The organism is Pseudoalteromonas shioyasakiensis (assembly GCF_019134595.1).
In the GTDB taxonomy this organism is placed as follows: Bacteria; Pseudomonadota; Gammaproteobacteria; order Enterobacterales; family Alteromonadaceae; genus Pseudoalteromonas; species Pseudoalteromonas shioyasakiensis_A.
Genome location: NZ_CP077770.1, coordinates 2,627,894 through 2,653,090 on the forward strand (window position 1 = coordinate 2,627,894; position 25,197 = coordinate 2,653,090).

A 25,197-nucleotide genomic window follows, 5' to 3' on the forward strand; every position below is an offset into this window, starting at 1 on the left:
TTTGTGATTGCTTCGTAATTACCTAGATTACTTGTTGCTGCAAAGGTTATTAGAAGTGCAATATACCACCCTAAGATTTATTTTTGGCGATCAACTCAATGCAAGCCACAGCTGGTTTAAAGATAAATCACAACCAGACACACTTTATGTCATCGCCGAATTAAAACAAGAAACCGACTATGTAAAACATCACCTACAAAAAGTGGTCGCCTTCTTTGCTGCAATGGAAAACTTTGCTAATGCACTGACAAAAGCAAATTTAAACTGCCTGCATATGACACTCGATGACACACAAGGTGATGACTCACTTCCAGAGCTACTCACTCGGTTAGCTAAGCATTATCAGTGTCAAAATATTGAGTATCAATACCCAGACGAATACCGCCTTAAAAAGCAACTTGCAGACTTTTCACAGCAGAGCGAATTTAATGTCAATGCAGTTGATTCGGAACACTTTCTACTACCTTTTAATGATATTGACCAGCACTTTAAGCCAAATAAGCCGGTGAAAATGGAGTTTTTTTATCGTGCTATGCGCAAACGTTTTAATATTTTAATGGACGATGATAACCAACCTCGTGGTGGCAAATGGAATTTTGATCAGCAAAATAGAAACAAGTTAAAACCGAGCGATCTTAAAGAAATCCCAGAACCTTTGTGTTTTGGTCATGATGTTAGTCAAATCCTTAAACGGATAGAAAAGCACAAAGTAAACACCTTCGGTGAATGCAGCGATACGTTAATTTGGCCAACTACTCGCTCTGAAGCAAAGCAGTTACTCGATTTTTTCTGTGACCACTTACTGGTTCATTTTGGTCAGTTTCAAGATGCCATGACATGCCAGTCCCAGCACCAATGGTCTTTGTACCACAGCCGCTTATCGTTTGCTCTTAATACGAAAATGCTGCACCCGATGCAGGTCATCGAGCAAGTGTTAACTAGCTTTGATAAGCAACCTATTGATATTGCGCAAGTCGAAGGTTTTATTCGGCAGATTCTCGGCTGGCGTGAGTATGTACGAGGTATTTATTGGCAAAACATGCCTGATTACGCCAGCAAAAATGCCTTAAATGCCAAGCGTGCCCTGCCCGACTATTTTTGGCATGGCAAAACAAACATGAATTGTATGCACCATGCCATTACACAAAGTCTGCAAACGGCTTATGCACACCACATACAACGTTTGATGATCACAGGTAACTTTTGCTTATTAACCGCTATTGAGCCAAGTGAAGTAGATGACTGGTACCTTGGTATTTATATCGACGCCATAGAATGGGTAGAAATGCCCAACACTCGGGGAATGAGCCAATTTGCTGACGGGGGATTAATTGCCACTAAACCCTATGCTGCCAGTGGTAATTACATCAACAAAATGAGTGATTACTGCAAACACTGTAGTTATAACATTAAAGAAAAAGCCACTGAGGATGCTTGCCCATTCAACAGCCTGTATTGGTATTTTATGTTAGAGCACGAACAACAGCTATCGCAAAACCCACGTATCGGTATGATTTATAACAACTGGTATAAGCAAGATGAGTCAGTTCAGCAAGCCACTCTCAAACGTGCTAACTGGTGCTTGGATAATTTAGAAAAGCTTTAACAATAAAAAAGCCGCCTCAAATGAGGCGGCAAAACTAACTAGGGGAAACAATGCTGTAGGGTATTACTTGTTTTCGAGTAATTTACCATTACCGATTTCAATTTTACGTGGCTTTAAAGCTTCTGGAATTTCACGCTCTAAATCGATACTTAGTAAGCCATTTTCAAGGTCTGCGCCAAGCACTTTAACGTGGTCACCTAATTGGAACTTACGCTCAAAGTTACGCTCTGCAATGCCTTGGTGAATGAACTTACGTTCAGCATTATCTTGTTTATCAGCTTTAGTACCGCTGACTTTCAATGTGTTGTTTTCTGACTCAATGGTCAATTCACTGTCACTAAAACCGGCTACAGCCATAGTGATACGATATTTGTCTTTATCGAGTGCTTCGATGTTGTACGGAGGAAAACTTGGCTGCTTATCTGTGCGAGCTGCCGCATCCATTAATGATGCTAAATGATCGAAACCGATGAATGAACGATAAAGTGGTGATAAGTCTACTGTACGCATAATTATATCCTCATATTTAAGCGATATTTTGTTAGTACTCTTCTATTGAACCAGCGCTAACAAAGTTAAATTAATATTTATATATTTCAATTACTTTAGTTTGTTTGGGACCCATCAGGCGTCCTCACTAAACTATTTATGGGCGGGTAAAATCTTTTCAAGATTTTTAGCAAAAAAAAGTGCAGTTTTTTTAAATTAATTGAAATTTAAACACCCTCTAACGGGTCTGAATAAGTTGATTTTAAAGGGCTAACCGCGTACAAAATAACAATGAAAAAAAATCCAACTTTTTTAAAAAAATTTATCAGTGTGCTAAAAAATGTCGTGTTAATGGCGGTCGTTGTGTATGCCGTGACCGCATTTCAGCAACGTAATTTACTCTCAACAGATAAAACTCCTGCCCCCTATTTTAATTTAGCCACGCTAAAAGACCCGACAGAGCGGATGACCATTGCACAATTACAAGGAAAACAAACAGTGGTGTATTTCTTTGCGCCTTGGTGCTCAATTTGTCGCTACAGTATGCCAAATTTAGAAAAGGCTCATCAGCAAGGTAAGTTGAATGCCATAGCAATTGCCCTCGATTACCAAAACATTGCTGAAGTTAAACAGTTTACCGATTCACTCGAATTAACGATGCCGGTGTTACTTGGCAGTAAAAGTACGGGTCAAGATTATAAAATCAGTGCCTACCCAACTTATTATGTTATTGATGAGCAGTTGGCTATTACTGCGCATTCTATGGGTTACTCAACAGAACTTGGGCTCAGGATGCGCACACTTGATTAGCTCAATCGCTTTTATTGAGAAAAAACAGAATAGTGCAATCGATTTTATGCGCTGTTTTTATTCATTTAATTCGTTAAGATGATAACCAGATAAACACATTCACATCGAGGAGAGCGATATGTTAACTGTAATTTTTGGCCGTGAAGGCTGCCCATACTGTGTTCGTGCAAAAGACGTTGCAGAAAAACTAGCAAATGAGCGTGACGATTTTAAATACCGTTATATCGATATCATTAAAGAAGGCATCAGCAAAGCAGATTTAGAACAGTCTGCAGGTAAACCTTGCCCAACCGTACCACAGATTTTTATTGACCAAGCTCACATTGGTGGCTTCACTGAATTCGAAGCGTACGCTAAAGAAAATTTAGGGTTATATCAATAAATTGTAAACATGGTTGATTTTGGTAAATTTAAACTGATTAAATTATGACCAACATCAACCACATACAAATTAGTTGTAATTTATACAAGCAATTGCCTTGTATTTCCTATACAATGCGCGCCTCTTTAAATTCGTTGAGGCGTATTAATGTCAGAACCAGTCACGTTTGAATCTCTAAATCTTTCTCCTGCAATCCTTAAAGCAGTTGAAGAGTTGGGTTACAAGACTCCATCTGAAATCCAAGCTCAATGTATACCGTTATTGCTAGAAAGAAAGGACGTACTGGGACTAGCGCAAACGGGTACAGGTAAAACAGCAGCATTTGCACTGCCGTTACTAAATAATATTGACCCGTCTGTGAAGCAGCCACAGATCCTTGTTTTAACGCCTACGCGTGAACTTGCGATCCAAGTAGCTGAGGCATTCGAACAATATGCTAAGCATACTCGTGGTGTTGAAGTTTTAGCCCTTTATGGTGGCCAAAGCTATAGCATCCAACTAAGTGCACTTCGTCGTGGCGCGCAAATCATTGTTGCAACGCCAGGTCGCTTAATTGACCACATTAACCGTGGCACAATCAAGTTTGAGAGCTTACAAGCCCTTGTTCTTGATGAAGCAGACGAAATGTTACGCATGGGCTTCATTGATGATGTAGAAAGCATCATGGAGAAAACGCCACGTGAAAAGCAAACATGTCTTTTCTCTGCGACCATGCCTAAGCAAATTCAAAATATCAGCAGCAAATATATGAATGAGCCTGAGCAAGTTCATATCTCTGCGCGTAACTCAACGGTATCAACTGTTGAGCAAGTATTTTGGAATGCGCACGTACACAAAAACAAAGCAATCGTTCGCTTCTTAGAAGCTGAACAATACGATGGCGCAATTGTTTTCGTACGTACACGTAACGACACGGTACAGTTAGCTGAATTACTTGAGCGCGAAGGTTTCTCTGCGGCACCACTTAATGGTGACATGAACCAACAAGCACGTGAACGCACAGTAGATCGTTTGAAAAACGGCCTAGTTGATATCGTTATTGCAACAGACGTTGCTGCACGTGGTCTTGATGTAGACCGTTTAAGCTTAGTTATCAACTACGATATCCCACAAGATTCAGAAGCCTACGTTCACCGTATTGGTCGTACTGGTCGTGCGGGTCGTACTGGTAAAGCGATTCTTTTCGTAAAACATAACGAGCGTTATTTACTTAAAAATATCATTCGTCATACGAAATCTGATATCGCACAAGTTGATTTGCCAACTGCAAAAGTCGTTGAAGAAAAGCGTATTAAAGCGCTTCAAGACAAACTAACGATTGCTCTTGAAAACAAAGACATCACTTTCTTCAATCAAGTTGCTGCTAACATGGCAGAAAAACTTGAGTTAAGTACTGAAGACTTAGCAGGTGCGTTACTTTGTTTAGCGCAGCAACAATCACCAATCAAGGTTGAAGAAGTTAAAGTTCAACCGCGTGGCGAACGAAGCGATCGTGGCGACCGTCGTCGCAACGAACGTGGTGATCGTGGTGGTGAGCGTTCTGCACGCGAGCGTAAACCACGTGAGCCGCGTGAGCGCAATAGCCGCAGCATGGGCCCTATGGATACTTATCGTATCGAAGTAGGTCGTGAGCACGGTGTACAAGTTAAAAATATCGTTGGTGCGATTGCTAACGAAGCTGATATCTCAAGCAAATTCATTGGTGATATCCGCTTACATGACAGTCACAGTACAGTACAGTTACCACAGGACATGCCAAAAGATGTGCTTGATCACTTCCAAAAGGTATTTATCTGTAAACGTCCTATGAATATGACGCTAACGCAAGATCAAGGTCCTGCGGCTCCTCGCTCTGAGCGCCCAAGCGGTGACCGTGGTGATAAGAAGCGTAACTTCAAAGACCGTGGCGAAAAACGTGGTGGCCCTCGTAAAGAGCGTCGTCCAGTGAGCTTCACTTCGAACTAATCGAAGCTGTAAGCAATAAAAAACCTTGTCATGAGAGTGACAAGGTTTTTTTGTGTCTGTAGTAAAGCTGTCAGCCGTCAACTATCAGACTTCAGTTTTTTAAAGCCTCAAGCTGGATTGCTGAGGCTTTGTTACTTTAATCGTTATGAACCCATGGCTGGGTATGCGTAGCTTGATTGTAGGCCAAGTGGAATGCCTAAGCCCCAGTACGCGAGTAAGAAGATACTCCAACCGATTAAGAAGGCGATTGAATACGGTAACATCATCGCAATTAAGGTGCCGATACCTGTGCCTTTAACATACTTTTGGCAGTACACAACAACCAGTGGGAAGTATGGCATTAGTGGCGTGATGATATTCGAACTTGAGTCACCTACACGGTACGCAGCTTGCGTTAAATCAGGTGAAATACCCAGTTGCATCAGCATGGGTACAAAGATTGGCCCTAATAGCGCCCATTTTGCTGAACTTGAGCCGACAAATAGGTTCACAAACGCCGTTAAAAAGATAATACCTACCACAGTGACTGAGCTTGGCAGTGCCATTGCTTTTAACAGCTCTGCACCTTCAATCGCAAGTAATGCGCCTAGGTTTGATTTACTAAATGCAGCAATAAATAACGCACAGAAGAACGCCATAACAATATAGTAAGCCATACCGCTCATCGCTTTACTCATTGCATCGATCATATCTTTAGAGCTTTTAAAGGTACCCACGGTAAAACCGTAGACGGCACCAGGGATCCAAAACAGTAAGAAGATAAGTGGCACAATTGATTGCATTAACGGCGAGCGGAAATTAGTTAGCGAGCCATCACTACTTCGCATTGCTGAATCTGCCGGGGCCGAAACAAACCAAAGTAAAGCAAGGCCAGCAATCATCACTGTGCTTGCAATATAGAACGCACGCTTTTCATCACTGCGCGCTTCATCAAATGCAGGTAAGTCTTCAGTATCTCCATCAAGTGGCGTGTTTTGTAAACGCGGCTCGATGATTTTATCTGTGATATACCAGCCTAATAAGATAATAAATAAGCTCGAAGCCGAGGTGAAAAACCAGTTATTAAGCGGGTTAATCGCCATATCTGGATTAATAATTTGCGCCGCACTTTGGGTAAAGCTTTGCAGTAACGGATCAATGCCTGATGGAATAAAGTTTGCGCTAAAGCCACCACTTACCCCAGCAAACGCTGCGGCAATACCAGCAAGCGGATGACGCCCCATCGCATAGAAGATAACCCCAGCAAGTGGGATCACTAATACATAACCGGCATCAGTGGCGGTATGGCTGACAATCGCCACTAAAATAATAGACGGTGTTAAAAGCTGCTTAGGCGTTACTTTTAACATTAATTTTAGGCCGGTATTGATAAAGCCAGAGTGCTCAGCAACACCAACACCCAACATAGCAACCAGCACTACACCAAGTGGCGCAAAGCCAGTGAAGGTTTTCACCATCGAAGACAAGAAGGTAGCAAGGGAGTCCCCTGCTAATAGGTTATTTACAACGATGGCTTCGCCAGTTCGCGGGTCGATTGCATCAAATGTAGTGCCCGAGAAAAGCCAAGATAAAAACCAAATAAGTAGCATAGCGACTAAAAAGATAATCGCCGGATCAGGCAGCTTGTTACCCACCCTTTCTATGGTATTTAGAAAACGCGCGATTGCACCACTTGGTGCCTGCACATCATTATTGTTATTCATTTTCAAATTCCTTGGAAAAATATCTCGTTAACCTTAACGTATCTAACTACTAAGGTAAATTTTAAGTTAATAGAATTACCTGATAAAGGTAAAATGATTATGTAAAAAAAGCGACACAGGCCGCTTTACAGAATTTTATTTAATTAATTAGATTAGGCTGCGAGTGTTTTGACTTCATCCCATAGGCGCACAACTAGCTCTTTATCTTCTTCGTTTAACTCACCGTTGCGATAAGCTTTAACTAGGCTAGATTCAACTTGATTATTAAGCTCATCAATCGATAAGTTTAATTCTTCTACTTGTGCATAGCCTACAGCTAAGTCAAAGTGACCACGTAAATAACCACCAGCAAATAGCTCGTCGTCAGTTGCTTTATCGACTAAATCATCAAAATATTGCTGCGCTGCATCAATATAACTTACTAAACTCATTGTTACTTCTCCTCTGGGTGCAGCCCATCTTGATGACCCACTGCATACATAATATGGTCATTGAAACCTGTGGTTACACGAATATAACCACTTAATTCATCGTCTAACTCACTGTCACCCGTATCGGCAATCAGTGGTCGGCCATTTAAGGCCTGTAATTTAGTTTTAGTGGCTACCACAATAATGTTATCACGACCAACCGCACGGATTAATGCAGGGCTTAATTGCTGATTACCTCGGCCGAATATATGGCCTTGGCCACCAATTAAGGTGATCACCAATTTGGTTTCTTTACCTTGTGTGAGTTCAAGTAATTGCTGAGCAGTTAAATCCTGCGCGATAAGCTCTTGGTCTGCCACTAAGTCTACACCCAGCAAGGTATTCTCAAGGCCCATCTCTTCCATAATTGCCGCGACCGTTGAACCACTGCCCATCACATATAAGCAGTCTTCATCCATTTCACTAACAACATAGGCAGCAATATCGGCAAGCACTAATTCATCGGTTTCTTTACCGCCATTTTTAACTGCCTGTACATAACGTACTTCACTAGGCACTTGCATTTCACCATAGCGCTTAGCTTTTACCGTGCCCTCGCGAAATGCCTGTTCGTCGATATCCATTACATCGGCATCGCCAAGGCTTACAAGTTCACCTTTAACGAGCATCTCAACAACACGCCCAGCTGCTTTTGGGGTAATAGCATAAACCCCAGAATGGATTTTACAGCCAGCAGGAATACCTAATACAGGAGTGCTATCGCCAACCGCATGGCAAATATTGCGGGCAGTGCCATCGCCACCAGCAAATAAAATAAGGTCGACACCTTGCTCAACTAATAGCTTGGCAGCCTGCTCTGTGTCACCTGGGGTGGTGATATCGTTTGTTTGGTAAATCACTTGGCTTTGAAAGCCTAGTTGCTTTGCCGTTTGCTCGCCCATTTCACCGTTTACAGTGTAAATGATTAAGTCATCTTGATGGGCAAGCAGCACTTCAAGTGCCGCTCGGGTGCGTAAGTTTGCTTTTGGCACAGCACCAAGTTGCATTGCTTTTGCTGCGGTATCTGCTCCATCACTGCCTTTTAGTGCGACACTGCCACCTAAGCCGGCAACCGGATTAACAATCAAACCTAATTTAAACTGCATCAGATAAAGCTCCTGGGTTGCCATGAAAATCGCGCTGCCACGTAAACTGTGCAGCCGTTAGTGGCCATGGGGTTTTATAAAAATCACTCAATGCTTTAAGAAGTGCTGACGTGCGCTGATTAAAGCCAGATGCTAAAAAGCTCAACACTTGCTGGTGAACTCGCGCTTGAAAATCGAATCGACAGGTTTGCTCGCCATTTAGATTATCAACCGATACATTAAAATCGAAACCTGCTGCAGTACTGAGCGCCCATTCAATAGCTTGGGGCTTTACTTCAACTGCTTCAAATTCAGCTTGCTGGTGCTTATCACGACCATCTGGGCAATACCAATAACCATAATCTTCTTTTAACCGACGCGCCTCACCAGCCACCAGCCAATGGGCAATTTCGTGTAAAGCACTGGCATAAAAACCGTGGGCAAACACAATTTGGTGATAAGGCGTTTGCTCATCAGCAGGCAGGTAAATAGGTTCATCTTCACCTTTTATCAAACGCGTGTTATGGCTTTGATAAAAAGTGCTTTCAAAAATAGCGATTAAGTCAGCAATCTGATGCATACGGCTTGAATTCATCTCGTTAAAAGCGTCACTAAAAACGAGGCGAATTGTACGGACTTTTCACTCTAAAGTAAAAGCAACCGCCCTCAGTTACAGGTATTTTGCGATATCAACATCATCGATTTGCTCTGGGTTCAAATAGCGTTTTGCATATTCAAGGTAAATACCTGATGTTAAAAATAATTTGAACACATCTTGATCAACATGCTGATCGGCTACCATCTTCGCTAAAATATCAATGGCAACACTGAGTGGCTTGGCTTTTTTATAAGGTCTATCGGCCGCGGTTAATGCTTCGAAGATATCAGCCAGTACTAACACACGTTCAGGTATTGATAACTGCTCAGCGGTTAACTTTCGTGGATAACCGGTGCCTTTGAGTGTTTCGTGATGGGTTGAAGCATAACGTGGCACACGTGTTAACTCTTCAGGGAACGGCACATTATCGAGCATTCTAATGGTACTAATAATATGCTCATTAATTTTAAAGCGATCTTCGTTTGTTAACGTACCGCGCTGAATTTTTAAGTTATACAGCTCACCAAGATTATATTTGTACTCAGGAATGCTTACTTTAATGCCTAAGCGCTCGTCATACTCAATGGGTTTATCGTGGGTGATCAGGTGTTCAGGCTTATCTGAAAGTAGCTTTTCAGTAACAGGCAGTTGCTCATCATTGCTGTGAACTCGCAGCTCTTCAACTGGCGAAAGACCTATCTTATCGTCAAAATGTCGCTGCCACGTTATGTTACTGAGCGCCTCTAAACGCTTAAGGCTTGCTTCATCCATAAATTCGCCACCCACATTGCACGCTGCGATAAACGAAAAATCACTGCGCAATTGTGCTTGGCATTTGCCAAGCTCGGCTTCAAGCTCAGGTTGCTTTTCTGGTGAGGTTTGTAACGCTTTTAAATAAGCGATTTCTGCATCTCGCCATAGTACTTCAAAACGTGTACGCACTTCGTGGATACGATTATAAATGGTTTCTAACTTCGTGCCTTTGTCGACGATATGCTCTGGGGTGGTGATTTTACCGCAGTCATGTAACCAAGCTGCGAGGCTAAATTCTCTTAGCTCGTCTTTATTTTTAAAGGCAAACTCTTTAAAAGCGTGTTCGTTTGAGTTTGAGGCCGCTTTGGCCAGCATAATACCCAGTTCAGGCACTCGCTCGCAGTGCCCTGCAGTATAAGGCGATTTATCATCGATAGCCTGTGCAATAAGCTCAATAAATGATTCCATTAAGGCTTTTTGCTTTTGCTCATGCTGCTGAATAGATTGACTCATTTGCACCATAGAGCTGGCCAGATTATTGATTTCTTTAATACTGCTCTTTAACGTTGAAACTTGGTCAAACTGACGGCGCTTTATCTTTAAGTTTTCGCCCTCTAAGGTCTTAATAGGTGCAACGATGGGTGAGGCAAAAAACCATGACACCGGCAATACCATAATTAAGCATGCGGCAGTGATAAAAATAGAGAGCTTAATTTTTTCACGGGTAGAGCTCAAAACGCCTTCTTTCGGCACCACTATCGCTAAGTAATCACTATTACTGCCCCCTTCTGAAAGCGGAGTGATATACACATATTTTTCAATGCCATTTAAGGTCATCAAACGTAAATGGGCAAAGTTTGTTTTATCTGTGATTAAACTTAAAAACTCAGGATATGGCACGGTACCAATCACTTGTGATTGCTGATTGGGATCGCTCCCTAACCATTTACGTTCGAGTGCCGCAATGTACGAATTAGGCAATTGAGTGATTGCCATATCGATTAAGTCTTTAAGCGCTGCATCCTCTGGATGAAACAATAAATGCAGGGTATCGGGAAGTAGATCGTGGCTATAACTATCAAGCTGATTGTACTGAATACCATCGATAAAAAACTGCTTTTGGGTGTACTTGAATACCGCCTCGTTATCTAAACCAGCATAGACGCGCCCTTGGCTTACTGCATCAAGCACCGCTTTTGTACTTGGTAGCTCAACAATATCGATGTCGGGAAAGTGCTCTTTGATCACTTTAATCACCGACCAGCCTTCGCCTATTGCCAACTGTTTGCCCGCTAACTGCTTCATGCTAACAACTGGTGTGGACCCTTTTGCTGTAATGATACTGAACGGTAAGGTCGCCATAGTTTCGCTCATAAGACCAAGCGGCTCATTGGTAGGCGTTTTAAAAATAGGCTGAATAATATCTATTTCATCTTTTGCAAATTGCGTTAAAAACTCAGCCCAAGTAAAACCATTGATAAAAGTCACCTTAATTCCCAGTAACTCAGCCAAACCATTAATATAATCAATGCTATAGCCTTTTGGGTTTCCGCCAACACTAAAGTCCATTGGTGGCCAATTGGTTTCGTTAGAAACACTTAAATAAGGGTACTTCGCCAATACACTTTGCTGATCTTCAGTAAGAGCTAGCTTTTCAAGCTTTGGCAATAGTAAGCTATTTTTTTGTTGGTTAGAGGCAACAATTTCACCTTCTTTATTGTAAATATACAGCTCACTTAAATACTGGCTGCTCATTTTACTTTGCTGTTTACTTAAATACTCAGAAATGCTCGACAGGCTCACGTCTAACGCCAATACACTGTTTTCTCTTGCCGACTTTATCGAATAGGTTTGCCCGGGCGCCTGCAGGTGAGTGAAAAAATATGGCTTGGTTTTATTGACTCGGGTCGAGTTTGCTTGCTTAAACCACAAACGCTCTCGCGGATCATAGCGGGTACTCTTTGTTTGAGAGATACGCAAATTAAATTTCTGATCAAAGTAATGAGTGTGCTGAACACGCTCCGCCCCTTCACCGCTAATATGGATCACTACCCAACGATCCGCTTCGATGGCTTTCAACTGCTGGCGAACAATTTCACTACTTTCTAAATTAATTAATTCATAAAAGTCACCATTTTCATAGCCGACATATAAAGCATAAAACAATGGATTGAGCTGCATGATTTCACTCATGACATCTCTCAGTTCACTTTTATCTGCGCTGTCGGCGCTGATAAGGCTGCTGTTTTGTACCATCACACTTAATGTGTTTTCTGACTTTTCATTCACCCCAGTAAGGTAATCAGCAACGGAGCCGGTGGCTAAATTAAAGTTTTTAACACTGGCTTCTAGAGCCATTTTTTCACTGAAATAATATTGCAGGCTAATTGCAATCAGGGCTGTTAATGAGGTGGCTAATACGAACACCGCGACAACGGTAAGACGAATCGAAAAACGAATTTTTTGTTTGAGTTTTTGAAAAGCAGATAGCAGCACTTATGCATCTCCTTGCAATGCTTTGTTCGTAAATAATATTAGCTTGTATAATATGTATACACCAATAACTTTGTATTACAAACAAAAACACTGCAATATTAGCCTAAAGCATAAGCAAATAATTATCTTAGATATTTTTGAATATCGACCGAATCGATTTGCGACTGATGTAAAAACTGATTTGCATATTTTAGGTAAATGCCTGAAGTTAAAAAGAGCTCAAATACATCACGGTCAATGTGATCGTCATCGACCATTTTCGCTAAAATATCAATAGCAACACTCAAAGGTTTAGCTTTTTTATAAGGTCTATCGGCCGCGGTTAATGCTTCGAAGATATCAGCAAGTACTAACACACGTTCAGGTATTGATAACTGCTCAGCGGTTAACTTTCGTGGATAACCGGTGCCTTTTAAGGTTTCGTGGTGGGTTGATGCATAACGCGGAACTTTCGCTAATTCTTTCGGGAATGGCACACTACCAAGCATACGAATCGTGCTGATCACATGCTCATTAATTTTAAATCGGTCTTCCGCTGTTAACGTGCCCCGCGCCACCGACAAGTTATACACTTCGCCAAGGTTATATTTATACTCAGGAATCGGCATATTAATGCCCAAACTGTCTGGGTACTCAACGGCTTTTTCGTGTGGAATTAAATCACTTGCTTTGTCACTTAGCAGTGACTCTTCGACAGGTAAATGCTGATTCTTCAAATCAGCCATACGCATTTCTTCAAGGGGCGATAAACCTAAACTTGCGTCAAAATGGCGCTGCCACTTGATGCTAGCGACCTCATGTAAACGAGACAGCTGCGCTTCATCCATAAACTCACCACCAACATTACAGGCGGCAATAAAGCTAAAGTCTGCATGTAACTTTTCAGTTTGTTGCTCAAGCTTTTGCTTAAGCACCGAATGCTGCTCTGGATGTGCTAATAGTTGCTCATAGTACGCAATTTTTGCATCTCGTAGCAGTACTTCAAATCGGGTGCGTACTTCATGAATACGGTTATAAATGGTTTCTAGCTTAGTGCCTTTATCAACAATATGCTCTGGTGTGGTGATTTTACCGCAATCGTGCAACCACGCCGCTAAACGAAACTCGCGTCGCTCATCAGGGGTTTTAAAGCTGAACTCAGAAAACGCCTCATCAGTTGAACCAGATGCTGCATCTGCAAGCCAAATACCAAGCTCTGGCACCCGCTCACAATGCCCTGCCGTGTAAGGTGATTTATCATCAATGGCTTGCGCAATAAGCTCGACAAAGGACTCCATCAGCGCTTTTTGTGAGTTTTCATGTTGCTCAATGGAGCGACTCATATCGACCATCGAACTGGCCAAATAGTGAATTTCTAAAATATGGCTCGATAGCGTTGAAACCTCATTGTAATCACGCTGTTGAATTTTTTTATTCTCACCCACTAATTTAAGGATCGGGTTAACAATTGAAGAGGCAAAAAACCAAGAAACGGGCAGCAGCAAGAGTAAAAATAAGCCCGTCACTAAAATTGAAATACGTATTTTCTCTTTAATCACCGCTAACACGTCATCTTTAGATACCAGTACGGTGAAATAATCCACTTCATCAGATTGCATATCGCTACTTAGCGGCAGTGGCAGCACAAACATGTACTTTTCTATGCCCCTTTCATGGACACTCAGCATTTTGCCAAATTGATGCGTTTTATTTGCAAGCCCTGATTGCTGTTCATCCAATTTAATCAACTGAGATAAGTCAGCAAAGCTATGCTGATGGCTTTGATTATTACTGCTCGCAATAATTTGGCCATTACCCCGATAAACATACATTTCACTTTTGACCAAATGCTGCATTTTAGTCTGTTGCGCGGTTAAAAAATGATCCAAGCTTGCACTGGCAATATCAATTGCTAGTACATCACCGGTATCTGCTGACTTTATTGCATAGGTGTAACCTGGCACCTCAAACACGTTAAACACATATTGCTCAGTTTTAGTTACAGAAGTACTGGTTGCATCCTGAAACCAAACACGGGTTCGCGGGTCGTAATCCGTCGCTTGCGTGTCTCTTTTACGAACAGTGAGCGACTCATCTAAATACGTGGTTACTTGCTTACGCTCGCTACCCAGCCCAGATATTTGATACACCAACCAATGATCGTCTTCATCAAGTTGGAACGATGAAGGAAGCTTTGCATAGCCTTTTAAATTAATAACCTGTAGTAAGTCACCATTAGCATGACCAAGAAGGAGTGAATAAAAGTCTGGATGGCGCGTTAAAATTTCGAGCAGTACATGCTGTAAAATGTCTTTATTATCTTGGCTATTCGAAAAGAGTCGCGTGTCGTGGACCATAACGCTTAAGGTATTGTCGGCACGCTGGTTGATTCGTGTGATACGATCGGCTATTTGCTGGCTAGTTTGTTTAAATTGCTCAGATTTAGTTTGCAGTATCAGCTTTTCACTAAAATAATAATGCAGACTAATCGCCACCACGCCTGTGAGTAAACTTGCAAGGGCAAAAACCAGCAAAACACTGGATCTAATTGAAATTTTGTAGCCTTTGTCGTGGCGTGTTAGCATTCGCGACTCCTTGCTTGCTAATAATTTAGATTATAAGAAAATACTATGATTAAAGATTATACCGAAAAGACTATAAGGTACATGTTTTAGCTCACTTTTAAGCTATTAAATTTTAATAACCAATTGATTACGTCCAGCATCTTTGGCCTGATAAAGCGCAGCGTCAGCTCTTGAGATGACTGATTTTTTAGGCTCTTCTCGCATCACAGTTAAACCAAAGCTGGCACGAATAGGTAAAGACAATTCACCAACCTCGCACATTTCACTATTTAACCTTGAGATCATACTATTAATAATGACTGTTGCATCTGGTACAGAGCATAGTGGTAGCACAATCACAAACTCTTCACCTCCAAAGCGATATACATCATCAGAAGTACGTAACGACTGCGTTAAAAATGCTGAAAAACGTTGTAATACTACATCACCCACCTCGTGACCGTGGGTATCGTTAACACGTTTAAAATAATCAATATCTGCCAAAATAACACAGACCTGTTTTAACTCACCTTGTTGCTGCTGAGTGAGCCTTTGGTACTCTGGGTAAGCATTATCAAATGCGCGGCGGTTAGGTAACTGAGTAAGGGCATCTTTAAGAGCTTGGGTTTTCATTTCATGGGCAAGCTGCGCAAGCTGGGTATTCCTGACAAACAGCTCCCTACGAATAATATGTTCATGAGCAGCCATGATCATACCCGCTAAATTCGATGCCACATGCGCTAAAACCACCATGTAAAAAGAATGTGCTGTTAGATCTTTATTTAAGAAGATAACACTAACAGCAAATACGCTATACGATACCCCCAACAAAAGAGATAGTTTCAACGAGAGTAGCGTAGAGAAATAAAAAGTAATTAATACAATTACATCAAAAAACATATGTAAGAAATAGTGCCGCTCATAAGTGATCACCATAAATTGTATGCTCAAAAATAAAAACACCATGAAGCTCACAATGACAATTCGGAGTTGCGGAGGTGTTTTGACATAATTTATGCCTACAGCGCTTAGTACACAGACAGAAACACTTACTGCACGTCCCATCAAAGCTATTTCAGGCCAAAACTCGGCTTGAATAATCATCCTATCAAAAAATGTAACAAGCATAGTGACTATGGCGATAAGACAGGCAAGAAACTGAGCTATTTTTTTATCTTGTGCAAACTTACTTTGCAAATACACGTGTTCAACTTGTAATGTCTTGAATTGACAGGCGTAGCGCTCTATCGTCATATCTTGATTAAATAATTTTGCTGCAAAAGCGCCCATAAATAAATGCCTACTACGAAAGGGAATGTGGGGTGTTCGATTAAAGAGCAACTACTCTAGTATAAAGTGTATGACCACTAATTGAACTAGTATTTTTGTATAAAAATACGACAAAAAACCCCAAACAAAAGAATAGTAAGCAGCAAATTAAATAGGAAAATATTCTAAATTTCAGTTAGTTAATTTCTTCACCCGCTTCATCACAGTCTACGATATCTGTTTCTTTAAGGGCTTCGCAGATCCAACTTTGCAAAACAGGGCAAGCAAGTACATGCTGACAATAAGCTTGTGCAGCATGCGAAAGCGTAACCTGATACGTTTTAAAGCGCAGCACCACGGGTGCAAACATCGCATCAACAATAGAGAACTCGCCAAATAACCACGCATTAGGGTATCTTTGCTGCTGAGTAGAAAATATCTCATCGATACGCGCAATGTCTTTTTTAGCTTGCTCTGATAGTTCAACATGCCTTTTAGCGCGGATATTCATTGGCATTTCATTACGAAGTGCAGCAAAACCAGAGTGCATCTCAGCAGCTAGACTGCGCGCTTTTGCTCTTTGGGCTATGTCACTAGGCCAAGCAGCACCATTTAGATAAGCATCGTTGATGTATTCACAAATAGCGAGTGAATCCCACACGGTTAACTCTGCATCAATAAGGGCTGGCACTTTTTGCACTGGAAACTTATTTTTTAATGCTTCATAAAACTCAGGCGTATCTAAAACTAATTGTTTCTCTGTAAAAGAGATATTGAATTTACTCAGTAAATACCACGCCCGCAATGACCAAGTTGAGTAATTTTTATTGCCAATAAATAATTGCATTGTGCTTCCTTTAACGTTTAGATTAAGCTCACTATAAAACAGCAAGTGGTAAATTACTCGCCAATTGTTTTTATGCTACCTATAAGTAAAGTTGATACATTATGGACATTGATGCCCTTAGGACTTTTTGTGCCTTTGTTGATACAGGCAGTTTCACCCGCGCTGCAGCACAAATTTGCAGAACCCAATCTGCGGTAAGTATGCAAATGAAAAAGCTTGAACAAGACATTGCAAGCCCGCTATTTGAAAAGCAAGGTCGTCAGCTGGTGCTAACCCATCAAGGCCACCAGCTAGCAAGCTATGCAAAGCAACTCATAGCGCTTCATGATGAAGCCTTTAAGCAATTAAAAGCAGGCACTGGCAATTTACGTGTGCGCATTGGTTGTCCTGACGACTATGCCCACTCTTTGCTACCACAGCTTGTTGATGCCTTACACCAACAGTTTAATGCGCTAGATTTACAAATAAGCTGCGCCCCAAGTACCGAGCTTAGAGCCAAGCTAGACCAAGGTATGCTCGATTTAGTAATTGCCACTCGTTCGCCAGACAGCGAAGAAGGTTACTTATTACAATCAAGCCAAGGCGTATGGGTGAAAAGCCCCGCTTTTGAGATTAAAGATTCAACCCCACTTCCAATCGCCTTGTTTCAACGAGACTGTAAGTTTCACCAAGCCAGTATTGAGGGTTTATTAAAGGCCGAACGCCGTTTTAATATTATTGCCTGTTGTGGCTCAGCAGGAGCATTGCATGGCTTAATTAAACAGGGACTGGCAATTGGCAGTATGGCACGAATAAGCATGCAATCGGGTGTGGAAGAGGCGAGCGACAACTCCCTACCCACGCTGCCTATCATTGATATCGTCCTGCTATATGGTAATCATACCCACAATCCTCTCAGTCATGAACAACTTAAGCAGCTTGTGGAGTTGATTAAGACGTAAAAAACATATCAAGCTAAAGAAGCTTTACTAACTTACGAGTTCTATTAGGCTCTGTAAGGTATAAAAACTCTGTTAAATCATGGGCACTGTTGATCAGCATATGTTGCTTAGGTTGAGTTAATTGCCAACTTTCTGTTGCAGCGGTTGCCAAATCAATACGCTGAAAATTAATTTTATCAGTATGCTCCATAGTGACCGCTAATTGCTGGTTACTTACAGATATACCAATGATGTCATTGTTAGCAGCTTGCCAAACAGTCTCAGTATCTCCTCGGCTATTAACTCGAAACACTTCGTTGCTATTTGAAAAATAGATCTGATCTTGCTCATCTAAATCCATGCCATAGCAGCTTAAACGTTTCCCTGAGCCTGTGAAAGGTGTCAAAGTTAGGCTTGTTAAATCGAATTTTGCTGGATGAAACGTCTGTCCATCCTCCGCTCGATATGAAACTAAAATCGCGTCTTGATTGTGATACATTTCTCGCAAGTAAAAAGAGTGATTTCCATGAGGAATTGTTTCATAAGTGCCACTGCTTAAATCAATTTTAAACAATGTATCTTTACTTGCGGTGTACACCTGTCGTGCGTCCTGGCTCCAAACAATGCCAAATAACTCATGGTTATCAAGATTAGCAAAAATGCGCGTTTGCTTGCCATTATCGTATAAAAATAATTGTTTTAATCCAAAACGATGTGACTCAAAAACAAATTTCGTTGAGTCTGGCGAAAACACGGGTAGAAAGTCGATTGATGAGGTATCAACGAGTTTGGTCAATTTGTCAGGGGTGGCGCGTGTTTGGCTAACAATATCTACATCAACATTCACTAACTCCATCAAAATGGCTTCAGAGTCTGGTGTGTACTGGGCATCACGAATTATTTGATAATTATTAAATGAAATTAGCTGAAGCTCACCCTCTAGCTCTAGATTAATAAGCTGATTTCGTTGACTAATCAATAGCGCTTGATTGTTCGGGTGCCAACTTAACCCTTGAATACCGTTTTCTATAATGGCAATAGTTTGTATTTTTTTACTGGCTAGGTCGAGTACATCAATACGGTATTTGTTTTGCCCCGCTTCAATTCCCATTGCGACTTTACTACCATCTTTCGATAACGCATTAACAAGTAACCAATCTTGCTGTGTGGCAACTAGTAAATGTGCCTTTTGTTTAGACTCTAAGTTGAGTGAAACGAGTCGAGTATCGTTGTGTAGTTTATCTTTTTCTATGTAATAAAGCTTATCAGCATGCCAATCGATATGGTGACTGGTCACAACGGTGTCATTTAAAACACTCACCGTCGCTTGTTCTAATGGCTGAAATTTCGATACATCAATGCTTAATGTGTTCAGATATTGTTTCTGCTCTGCGCTTTTCACAAACGTAATCGCATTATCGGAGTTAGACCACCCCAAAGCGTAGTAGCTTGCTGCGTCTTCAGTTAGCCTCACCTCTCGCTCAGTCGCAAGCTCTTTCATCCAAATATGCTGACTTCCTTTATTACCTCGAACAAAAGCAAGGTACTTACCACTATGTGAAAGTGACAAATTAGCTTCATTTAGTTCACTCGAAGTGAGTGGCATCAACTGGGTAAAGTGAGCAGTATCTTGCTGTTTAGGGATTAGTTGCCACGCAATAGCAATAAGGCTTATTAATAAAACAAACAGCAACCCAAGATGTTGCGCTTTTAGTTTTTTGCTTTGCCCCTGTGTGACTTTTTCAAGGCTATAACCGCGCTTAGGGTGTGTAATTATATACTGCGGATTTTTGGCATCTTCTTGGAGTGCTTTTCGTAGCAATGCGATACAACGCTGTACCGAACTGGGGTTATAGGTAGCATTAGGCCACACTTTAGCAAAGATTACTTCTTGGCTTACAACTTCACCTTTATTTAAATAAAGGGTATGTAATACATCCATGACCTTTGGCTCGACTATTTGCTCATAATCTTGCGATGAAATTAAACATCGACTCTCATCAATTGCAAATTTACCGATTCGATAACGCGCCACTTACTTCTCCAATAAATATTTACTAATCAAAGATTAAGGTTTTCTTAAGAGAAACTCAAGGGTTACTCCATTGTCACTTTGCTCTGGCTATTGGATTGTTTTTGCTATCTCAAAATAGGTAATGAAAACAATGTATAAATATTTATCAACGCTCACTATTTTCATCAGTGCTTTTTTAATTTTTCAAATTCAGCCGATGCTTTCAAAGCAACTTCTACCGCAATTTGGTGGTGGTGCATCTATTTGGTCAGCAAGTTTAGTGTTTTATCAAGTCATGTTACTTATTGGCTATTTCTATGCGCATAACATGGGTCGCTTTCATATTAAGTTGCAGGTAGTCACCCATATAGTTTTAGTCACCTTTGCCACACTCATTGTTGTGACAGAGTTTGCAGCCCCAAATCTTACAAATTGGCCGCCTACGCTTGCAGTGTTTGTTAATTTATTTATAGAAATTGGTCCAATATTTATTCTACTGAGCGCTACCAGCGTACTTTTACAAAGATGGTATGTGCAAACTGCTTCAGCACAGGTGCCTTACCATTGGTATTCCATCTCAAACTTGGGGTCTTTACTGGCGTTAATGAGCTACCCGCTCGTTTATGAATTACTATTTTCTTTAGAGCAGCAAACTACCTACTGGCTATTTGGACTTATCAGCTACAGCTTGTTACTAGCACTTCTTATTATATTTTTACTAAAAAAAGCGCCCGATTTATCAAGAGCGTCTATTCAGACTAGGCCTGTCGCGCTTTTAAAAGGTAAAGGTCAATGGCTGTTATTAAGTGCCTTAAGCTCAGCCATGTTGGTATCTACCACGCATATGATCAGCACTAATATTCCACCTATGCCATTACTTTGGTCGTTACCTCTTGTAATTTACTTGCTCACCTTTAGTTACACGTTTGCCAATAAAGCAAATTATCAGCGTTTTGTGTGGGCATATGCGTTTATATTTTCGGCTTTTGCAGGCCTGCTGATGTTTTATTTTGGCAGCTTATTCAACGCCCTAGCCCAGCTTATAATTTACAGCCTGATTCTATTAACCGCCGGCATGGTCTGTCATGGTGAGCTGAGAAACAAAGCTCCTGAAAACGAGCAATTTACCGTTTTTTATTTTTATATCGCCCTTGGCGGTGTGTTAGGCTCGCTTTTCAGTGCGCTCATTGCCCCATTGCTATTCGTCCAAATTGACGAGTATTTACTTACATTAGCGGTTATTTTTAGTTTTGTGTGTTACTACCAATTAAAAGCTAAAACAAAACAGCTCAAATTCACTCTCATAACCAGCTCCATTGCTTGGCTGGCATGCTATTGCTTTTTAGCGGTAAATTTTAACCAATATAACGTTGCCACTAGCCGCAACTTTTATGGCTATTTAGCGGTAAAAGATATAAACACTCAATCAATAAAAGAAAGGCGCTTAATTGACGGCACCACTATTCATGGCTCAGAGCCACTAAATCCAAACCAACAGTTTGAGCAAAGTTATTACCACCAGCATACTGGTGTCGCTAAATCACTTGCCATACTAAAGCAACACAGCGCACTGAACATTGGCGTGATTGGCTTGGGTGCAGGCGTTTTAGCTCGGTTTGCAGACCAACAGGATAGTATTCACTTTTTTGAGCTAAACCCTGCTGTGTACGAGATGGCAAAGCGTTATTTTTCATATTTAGAAAACAGTGAAGCCAAGCTCACAGTCAGCTTAGGGGATGGTCGTATTGCTCTAAAAAATAATGCGAACGAAGTATTTGATGTATTAATTATTGATGCATTTACCAGTGATGTAATTCCTGCGCATTTGCTAACCCAAGAAGCAATGTCACTTTATTGGCAAAGGCTCAATGAAAATGGCGTATTGATTGTGCATATCTCAAATAATCATATCGACTTACTGCCTGTATTACAGGCACATAGCCAACACTTTAATAAGGCAATATTAAAGTTTAGTTATCAAGGCCATAGCCCATCAGACATAGGCTCAGACTGGGTGGTGCTAACTGATAATCAGGCTTTTTTAAATCGTGTATCTATCAGTGATTTGTCGCCAATTAAACGCTACCCACATAGCGAGCAGGCAATGTGGACTGATAGCAAACACAGCCTACTCCCCTTATTAAAATTCTAACAGGCATAAAAAAGGAACAATCAACTTTACATCTGTTTTTCTATTTATTAAAGTCCCCTAAATACGCACGGATTGCTTATGAAAAAATCAATTACAAACAAAATTACCCACATTATTCTAGCTCTCTCTGCGTGTGTAATTATTTCCACAGCTATAGGTCAAGGAGACGATATGTTTAGCTGGTTCAGAAAGAAAAAAGAAGTATTTTTAAGCCCAGAAGTCAATGGTATTGTGACTGAAAATGGTCAACCCATCGCTAACTTAGAAATAATACGTTCATTAATGTATTTAGATGAAATTGACCGTCGAGACACAGCAATTACCGATGAAGGTGGGCGCTTTCACTTTCCAAAAATAACTATTTTCTCCTCAATTCCTAATAAACTTATAGTTGAAAACCGTATTTCCCAAGAAGTATTTATCCTAAATGGAGAAAATAAAATTGAACTCTGGAGCGCTAATCAGTCTGGAATAAAAGAAATACCAGAATATACCAACAAATTAGCATTCTTAAATTGCGAGATAACAAATACATTAGTTAGGTTTGAGTTCAAGAATTACAATAATGAACATTTAAATAGGATAGCCTCCAGTATTTGTAGATGGGAAAAAGACTATATACCAACACATATCATAGAGAACGGAGAGATAAAGTACAAAATACATGATGGAGATTTCAATAAGATCACAGAGCTTTTTACAGGGAAGGAAGTTGAGCTATGAATAATAAGTTGTCACCGAGTACAGCTGCGAGCATTGCGGCAAGAGTATATGACATAAGGAAAAGTAACAGTTATAAAAGGGAGTTTGACATTGATTTTATTGAAAACTTTAAAATCACCACCAATCAAATCAAAGGTGTCAGTGGTGGCTTAATTAACCAACTTCTAAATCGCAGTACTGGGTTTGCCTTAACAGCAGAAGGTGCTACCCCCCAATTTAAAGGCCATCATATTATAGGTATCCGCGGAACTGTTTTTACCTCCTGCTCTGATTGGCTAACCAATTTAAATGTGGCCATTACTCACGGACCTAAAAACTTAGAGGTACACTCTGGTTTCGAAAAAGCATTTACCAGTATGAAACCCATGTTTGAGGCTTATGTAAAAAGTCATAAACCTAAGTGCTTGCACCTTGTTGGGCATAGCCTTGGTGGTGCCATCGCACAACTTACGGCAATTTGGGCAAGTGAAAAAGGGCTTCCTGTAAATTTATATACCTTTGGTGCGCCGCGGGTTGTATTAAACCACTCCGTACATTCTGCCGCTCACAATATTGGCCAGTATCGCGTTACACATGGCGCAGACCCCGTCCCGTGCGTGCCTGCTTGGCCGTTTAGCCATACATCTAGCGAATATCAAACGGCAATGAATGAGGGGGCTTTTTTTAATATTGCAGCTCATTCTATGGAAGGTGATGCTCCTGGTTACGCTAATACTGTTGCCGCCTATCAAGACTACGCCAGCATGGAAAGCTCAATTAAACCCCTTCACTACAACCATACTGTATTAAAGTATGATCAGCGTTTTAATGTTAGATTCTCGCTTAACTGGCAACGAGTAATTACCAATGGCTTAATTACTTTTTTAAAGAAAACAGGACAATACGCCTTCATCTCTGCACAGGCAGGTTTAACTGTCGGGTTAACTTTTTATGATATTTTAGCCCGCTGCCTATATAAATCAGTGGTTAAATTTGTCGAGCTTACAGAAGAGTTAAAAGGGTTAATTGGCCATATGCTCGCATTTGTTGGTAAAGCATCATATGAAGTCAAAGAGCTTACCGCTCAATTTATTCGTTGGGTATTAGGTTTAATGATCAAAAAGCTATACATGGTAGCAAAGCAGGCAATTGATCGTATTTAAGTTTCTTTATTGACCTTCTGCAATCAAAAACGCGGCAATATTAGAGCCGCGTTTTAAGTTTATAGTTCTTTGCTAAATCAAACCAAGTTAATCAATCGAACCTTTGATTGGTCCATGTTCGTGGTTTACATGTGGGTTTTGACCACGTTGGCGCAATAAGTGATCCATTAAGGTAATCGCCATCATCGCCTCAGCAATAGGAATTGCACGAATACCTACACATGGATCATGACGTCCTTTGGTGATCATCTCTACGGCTTCGTTGCTAGTATTAATGCTGTTACCCGGTATGGTAATGCTTGAAGTTGGCTTAAGTGCGATAGAGGCAATGATATCTTGCCCTGTCGAGATACCAGCAAGTACACCGCCCGCGTGATTTGATGTAAAACCATCAGGAGTTAACTCATCACGGTGCTCAGAGCCTTTTTGCTCAACCACATCAAAGCCATCACCAATTTCAACGCCTTTTACCGCATTAATGCTCATTAATGAGTGCGCAAGCTCTGCATCTAGGCGATCAAATACTGGCTCACCTAAGCCTACAGGCACATTTTTAGCAACCACTTTAACTTTAGCGCCTACCGAATCACCTTGCTTTTTTAGGTCACGCATATATTCATCAAGTGCTTCTAGCTTGCTGGTGTCTGGAAAGAAAAATGCATTATTTTCTACTTCATCCCAGTTGTAATCTTCAGCTTTAATTGGTCCAAGCTGGCTCAAACATGCACGCACTTCGATACCATGAAACTGTTTTAAGTATTTTTTTGCAATTGCACCTGCGGCTACACGAATCGCAGTTTCACGGGCAGAAGAGCGACCACCACCTCGGTAATCACGGATACCGTATTTATGCCAATAAGTATAATCACCATGACCTGGGCGAAATACCTCGGCAATTTTGCCGTAATCTTTTGAACGTTGATCGGTGTTTTCAATCAGTAAACCAATGCTAGTACCAGTGGTTTTACCTTCGAACACACCTGAAAGAATTTTTACTTCGTCACTTTCGCGGCGCTGTGTTGTATAACGACTTTGCCCCGGCTTACGACGGTCTAAATCAATTTGTAAATCGGCCTCGCTAATTTCAAGGCCTGCTGGTGTGCCATCAACAACGCCGCCTAATGCAACGCCGTGGCTCTCACCAAAGGTGGACACTTTAAATAGTTGCCCGATGCTATTACCTGCCATTAATTTTCCTCATTCCTAATGACTACTGAGACCGAGCCCTCA

At 41.0% G+C, this 25,197-nt stretch carries 18 protein-coding genes and 1 pseudogene; 8 read left to right on the plus strand and 11 right to left on the minus strand.

Features of this window, described 5'->3' with window-relative positions; genetic code table 11:
* Positions 1 to 55: 55 nt before the first annotated feature.
* On the plus strand, positions 56 to 1,606 hold the full coding sequence (locus KQP93_RS12215) for a cryptochrome/photolyase family protein (protein WP_254907672.1): 1,551 nt from the start codon (positions 56 to 58) through the stop codon (positions 1,604 to 1,606).
* A gap of 63 nt (positions 1,607 to 1,669) precedes the next feature.
* On the opposite strand, the gene KQP93_RS12220 is transcribed toward KQP93_RS12215, so the two are convergent.
* Positions 1,670 to 2,116, minus strand: a complete 447-nt coding sequence (locus KQP93_RS12220; RefSeq protein ID WP_054562102.1) for an Hsp20 family protein — start codon at positions 2,114 to 2,116, stop codon at positions 1,670 to 1,672.
* Positions 2,117 to 2,446: 330 nt separating this feature from the next.
* Here KQP93_RS12220 and KQP93_RS12225 point away from each other — a divergent pair, with 330 nt between their 5' ends.
* The 3 genes from KQP93_RS12225 (at position 2,447) to KQP93_RS12235 (ending at position 5,252) form a co-directional block, all read left to right on the plus strand.
* A complete protein-coding gene (locus tag KQP93_RS12225; protein ID WP_248527758.1) occupies positions 2,447 to 2,905 on the plus strand; it encodes a TlpA family protein disulfide reductase in 459 nt (152 codons plus the stop codon).
* A 118-nt stretch (positions 2,906 to 3,023) separates the two neighbouring features.
* Positions 3,024 to 3,287, plus strand: coding sequence for a GrxA family glutaredoxin (locus KQP93_RS12230; protein WP_054553185.1), 264 nt, complete (start codon positions 3,024 to 3,026; stop codon positions 3,285 to 3,287).
* A 147-nt stretch (positions 3,288 to 3,434) separates the two neighbouring features.
* Positions 3,435 to 5,252 carry a DEAD/DEAH box helicase gene (locus KQP93_RS12235; RefSeq protein WP_217874658.1) on the plus strand — a complete coding sequence of 606 codons (1,818 nt, stop codon included), beginning with the start codon at positions 3,435 to 3,437 and terminating at the stop codon, positions 5,250 to 5,252.
* A gap of 143 nt (positions 5,253 to 5,395) precedes the next feature.
* On the opposite strand, the gene KQP93_RS12240 is transcribed toward KQP93_RS12235, so the two are convergent.
* The 8 genes and pseudogenes from KQP93_RS12240 to KQP93_RS12275 all read right to left on the minus strand — a co-directional run bounded on the left by KQP93_RS12240 (position 5,396) and on the right by KQP93_RS12275 (position 17,016).
* Positions 5,396 to 6,955 (minus strand): AbgT family transporter, encoded by a 1,560-nt coding sequence (locus KQP93_RS12240; protein WP_217874659.1) that lies wholly within the window; start codon positions 6,953 to 6,955, stop codon positions 5,396 to 5,398.
* 152 nt (positions 6,956 to 7,107) lie between these two features.
* Entirely contained in the window at positions 7,108 to 7,386 is a 279-nt protein-coding gene (locus KQP93_RS12245; RefSeq protein ID WP_217874660.1) for a YfcL family protein, read from the minus strand.
* A gap of 2 nt (positions 7,387 to 7,388) precedes the next feature.
* Positions 7,389 to 8,531 (minus strand): ATP-NAD kinase family protein, encoded by a 1,143-nt coding sequence (locus KQP93_RS12250; RefSeq protein WP_217874661.1) that lies wholly within the window; start codon positions 8,529 to 8,531, stop codon positions 7,389 to 7,391.
* Entirely contained in the window at positions 8,521 to 9,090 is a 570-nt protein-coding gene (locus KQP93_RS12255) for an elongation factor P hydroxylase (protein WP_303396559.1), read from the minus strand. The genes KQP93_RS12250 and KQP93_RS12255 overlap by 11 nt, the downstream gene beginning before the upstream one ends.
* A gap of 90 nt (positions 9,091 to 9,180) precedes the next feature.
* Positions 9,181 to 12,357, minus strand: a complete 3,177-nt coding sequence (locus KQP93_RS12260) for an HD domain-containing phosphohydrolase (protein ID WP_217874663.1) — start codon at positions 12,355 to 12,357, stop codon at positions 9,181 to 9,183.
* A gap of 122 nt (positions 12,358 to 12,479) precedes the next feature.
* Positions 12,480 to 14,072, minus strand: a pseudogene (locus KQP93_RS12265) (HD-GYP domain-containing protein); the annotation flags it as partial.
* A gap of 954 nt (positions 14,073 to 15,026) precedes the next feature.
* The gene (locus KQP93_RS12270; RefSeq protein ID WP_217874665.1) at positions 15,027 to 16,190 is read right to left on the minus strand and encodes a GGDEF domain-containing protein; all 1,164 of its coding nucleotides are present in this window, start codon (positions 16,188 to 16,190) and stop codon (positions 15,027 to 15,029) included.
* Between the two features lie 175 nt (positions 16,191 to 16,365).
* On the minus strand, positions 16,366 to 17,016 hold the full coding sequence (locus tag KQP93_RS12275; RefSeq protein WP_217874666.1) for a glutathione S-transferase family protein: 651 nt from the start codon (positions 17,014 to 17,016) through the stop codon (positions 16,366 to 16,368).
* A 101-nt stretch (positions 17,017 to 17,117) separates the two neighbouring features.
* Here KQP93_RS12275 and KQP93_RS12280 point away from each other — a divergent pair, with 101 nt between their 5' ends.
* On the plus strand, positions 17,118 to 17,957 hold the full coding sequence (locus tag KQP93_RS12280) for a LysR family transcriptional regulator (RefSeq protein WP_217874667.1): 840 nt from the start codon (positions 17,118 to 17,120) through the stop codon (positions 17,955 to 17,957).
* Between the two features lie 13 nt (positions 17,958 to 17,970).
* On the opposite strand, the gene KQP93_RS12285 is transcribed toward KQP93_RS12280, so the two are convergent.
* Positions 17,971 to 19,971: a winged helix-turn-helix domain-containing protein gene (locus KQP93_RS12285; protein WP_217874668.1), complete on the minus strand. Its 2,001-nt coding sequence runs from the start codon at positions 19,969 to 19,971 to the stop codon at positions 17,971 to 17,973.
* A 130-nt stretch (positions 19,972 to 20,101) separates the two neighbouring features.
* On the opposite strand from KQP93_RS12285, the gene KQP93_RS12290 reads away from it, so the two are divergent.
* The 3 genes from KQP93_RS12290 to KQP93_RS12300 all read left to right on the plus strand — a co-directional run bounded on the left by KQP93_RS12290 (position 20,102) and on the right by KQP93_RS12300 (position 23,967).
* Positions 20,102 to 22,102, plus strand: coding sequence for a fused MFS/spermidine synthase (locus KQP93_RS12290; protein ID WP_217874669.1), 2,001 nt, complete (start codon positions 20,102 to 20,104; stop codon positions 22,100 to 22,102).
* 78 nt (positions 22,103 to 22,180) lie between these two features.
* Entirely contained in the window at positions 22,181 to 22,825 is a 645-nt protein-coding gene (locus KQP93_RS12295) for a DUF6795 domain-containing protein (protein ID WP_217874670.1), read from the plus strand.
* A complete protein-coding gene (locus tag KQP93_RS12300) occupies positions 22,822 to 23,967 on the plus strand; it encodes a lipase family protein (protein ID WP_217874671.1) in 1,146 nt (381 codons plus the stop codon). The genes KQP93_RS12295 and KQP93_RS12300 overlap by 4 nt, the downstream gene beginning before the upstream one ends.
* An 87-nt stretch (positions 23,968 to 24,054) precedes the next feature.
* On the opposite strand, the gene aroC is transcribed toward KQP93_RS12300, so the two are convergent.
* Positions 24,055 to 25,155, minus strand: a complete 1,101-nt coding sequence (gene aroC, locus KQP93_RS12305) for a chorismate synthase (protein ID WP_217874672.1) — start codon at positions 25,153 to 25,155, stop codon at positions 24,055 to 24,057.
* Positions 25,156 to 25,197: the final 42 nt, after the last annotated feature.

Bases quoted from the DNA above. Each gene is read 5' to 3' on its own strand.
- KQP93_RS12220 (WP_054562102.1), bottom strand. From the start codon at position 2,116: ATGCGTACAGTAGACTTATCACCACTTTATCGTTCATTCATCGGTTTC.
- KQP93_RS12225 (WP_248527758.1), top strand. From the start codon at position 2,447: ATGGCGGTCGTTGTGTATGCCGTGACCGCATTTCAGCAACGTAATTTA.
- KQP93_RS12230 (WP_054553185.1), top strand. From the start codon at position 3,024: ATGTTAACTGTAATTTTTGGCCGTGAAGGCTGCCCATACTGTGTTCGT.
- KQP93_RS12235 (WP_217874658.1), top strand. From the start codon at position 3,435: ATGTCAGAACCAGTCACGTTTGAATCTCTAAATCTTTCTCCTGCAATC.
- KQP93_RS12240 (WP_217874659.1), bottom strand. From the start codon at position 6,955: ATGAATAACAATAATGATGTGCAGGCACCAAGTGGTGCAATCGCGCGT.
- KQP93_RS12245 (WP_217874660.1), bottom strand. From the start codon at position 7,386: ATGAGTTTAGTAAGTTATATTGATGCAGCGCAGCAATATTTTGATGAT.
- KQP93_RS12250 (WP_217874661.1), bottom strand. From the start codon at position 8,531: ATGCAGTTTAAATTAGGTTTGATTGTTAATCCGGTTGCCGGCTTAGGT.
- KQP93_RS12255 (WP_303396559.1), bottom strand. From the start codon at position 9,090: ATGCATCAGATTGCTGACTTAATCGCTATTTTTGAAAGCACTTTTTAT.
- KQP93_RS12270 (WP_217874665.1), bottom strand. From the start codon at position 16,190: ATGGGCGCTTTTGCAGCAAAATTATTTAATCAAGATATGACGATAGAG.
- KQP93_RS12275 (WP_217874666.1), bottom strand. From the start codon at position 17,016: ATGCAATTATTTATTGGCAATAAAAATTACTCAACTTGGTCATTGCGG.
- KQP93_RS12280 (WP_217874667.1), top strand. From the start codon at position 17,118: ATGGACATTGATGCCCTTAGGACTTTTTGTGCCTTTGTTGATACAGGC.
- KQP93_RS12290 (WP_217874669.1), top strand. From the start codon at position 20,102: ATGTATAAATATTTATCAACGCTCACTATTTTCATCAGTGCTTTTTTA.
- KQP93_RS12295 (WP_217874670.1), top strand. From the start codon at position 22,181: ATGAAAAAATCAATTACAAACAAAATTACCCACATTATTCTAGCTCTC.
- KQP93_RS12300 (WP_217874671.1), top strand. From the start codon at position 22,822: ATGAATAATAAGTTGTCACCGAGTACAGCTGCGAGCATTGCGGCAAGA.
- aroC (WP_217874672.1), bottom strand. From the start codon at position 25,155: ATGGCAGGTAATAGCATCGGGCAACTATTTAAAGTGTCCACCTTTGGT.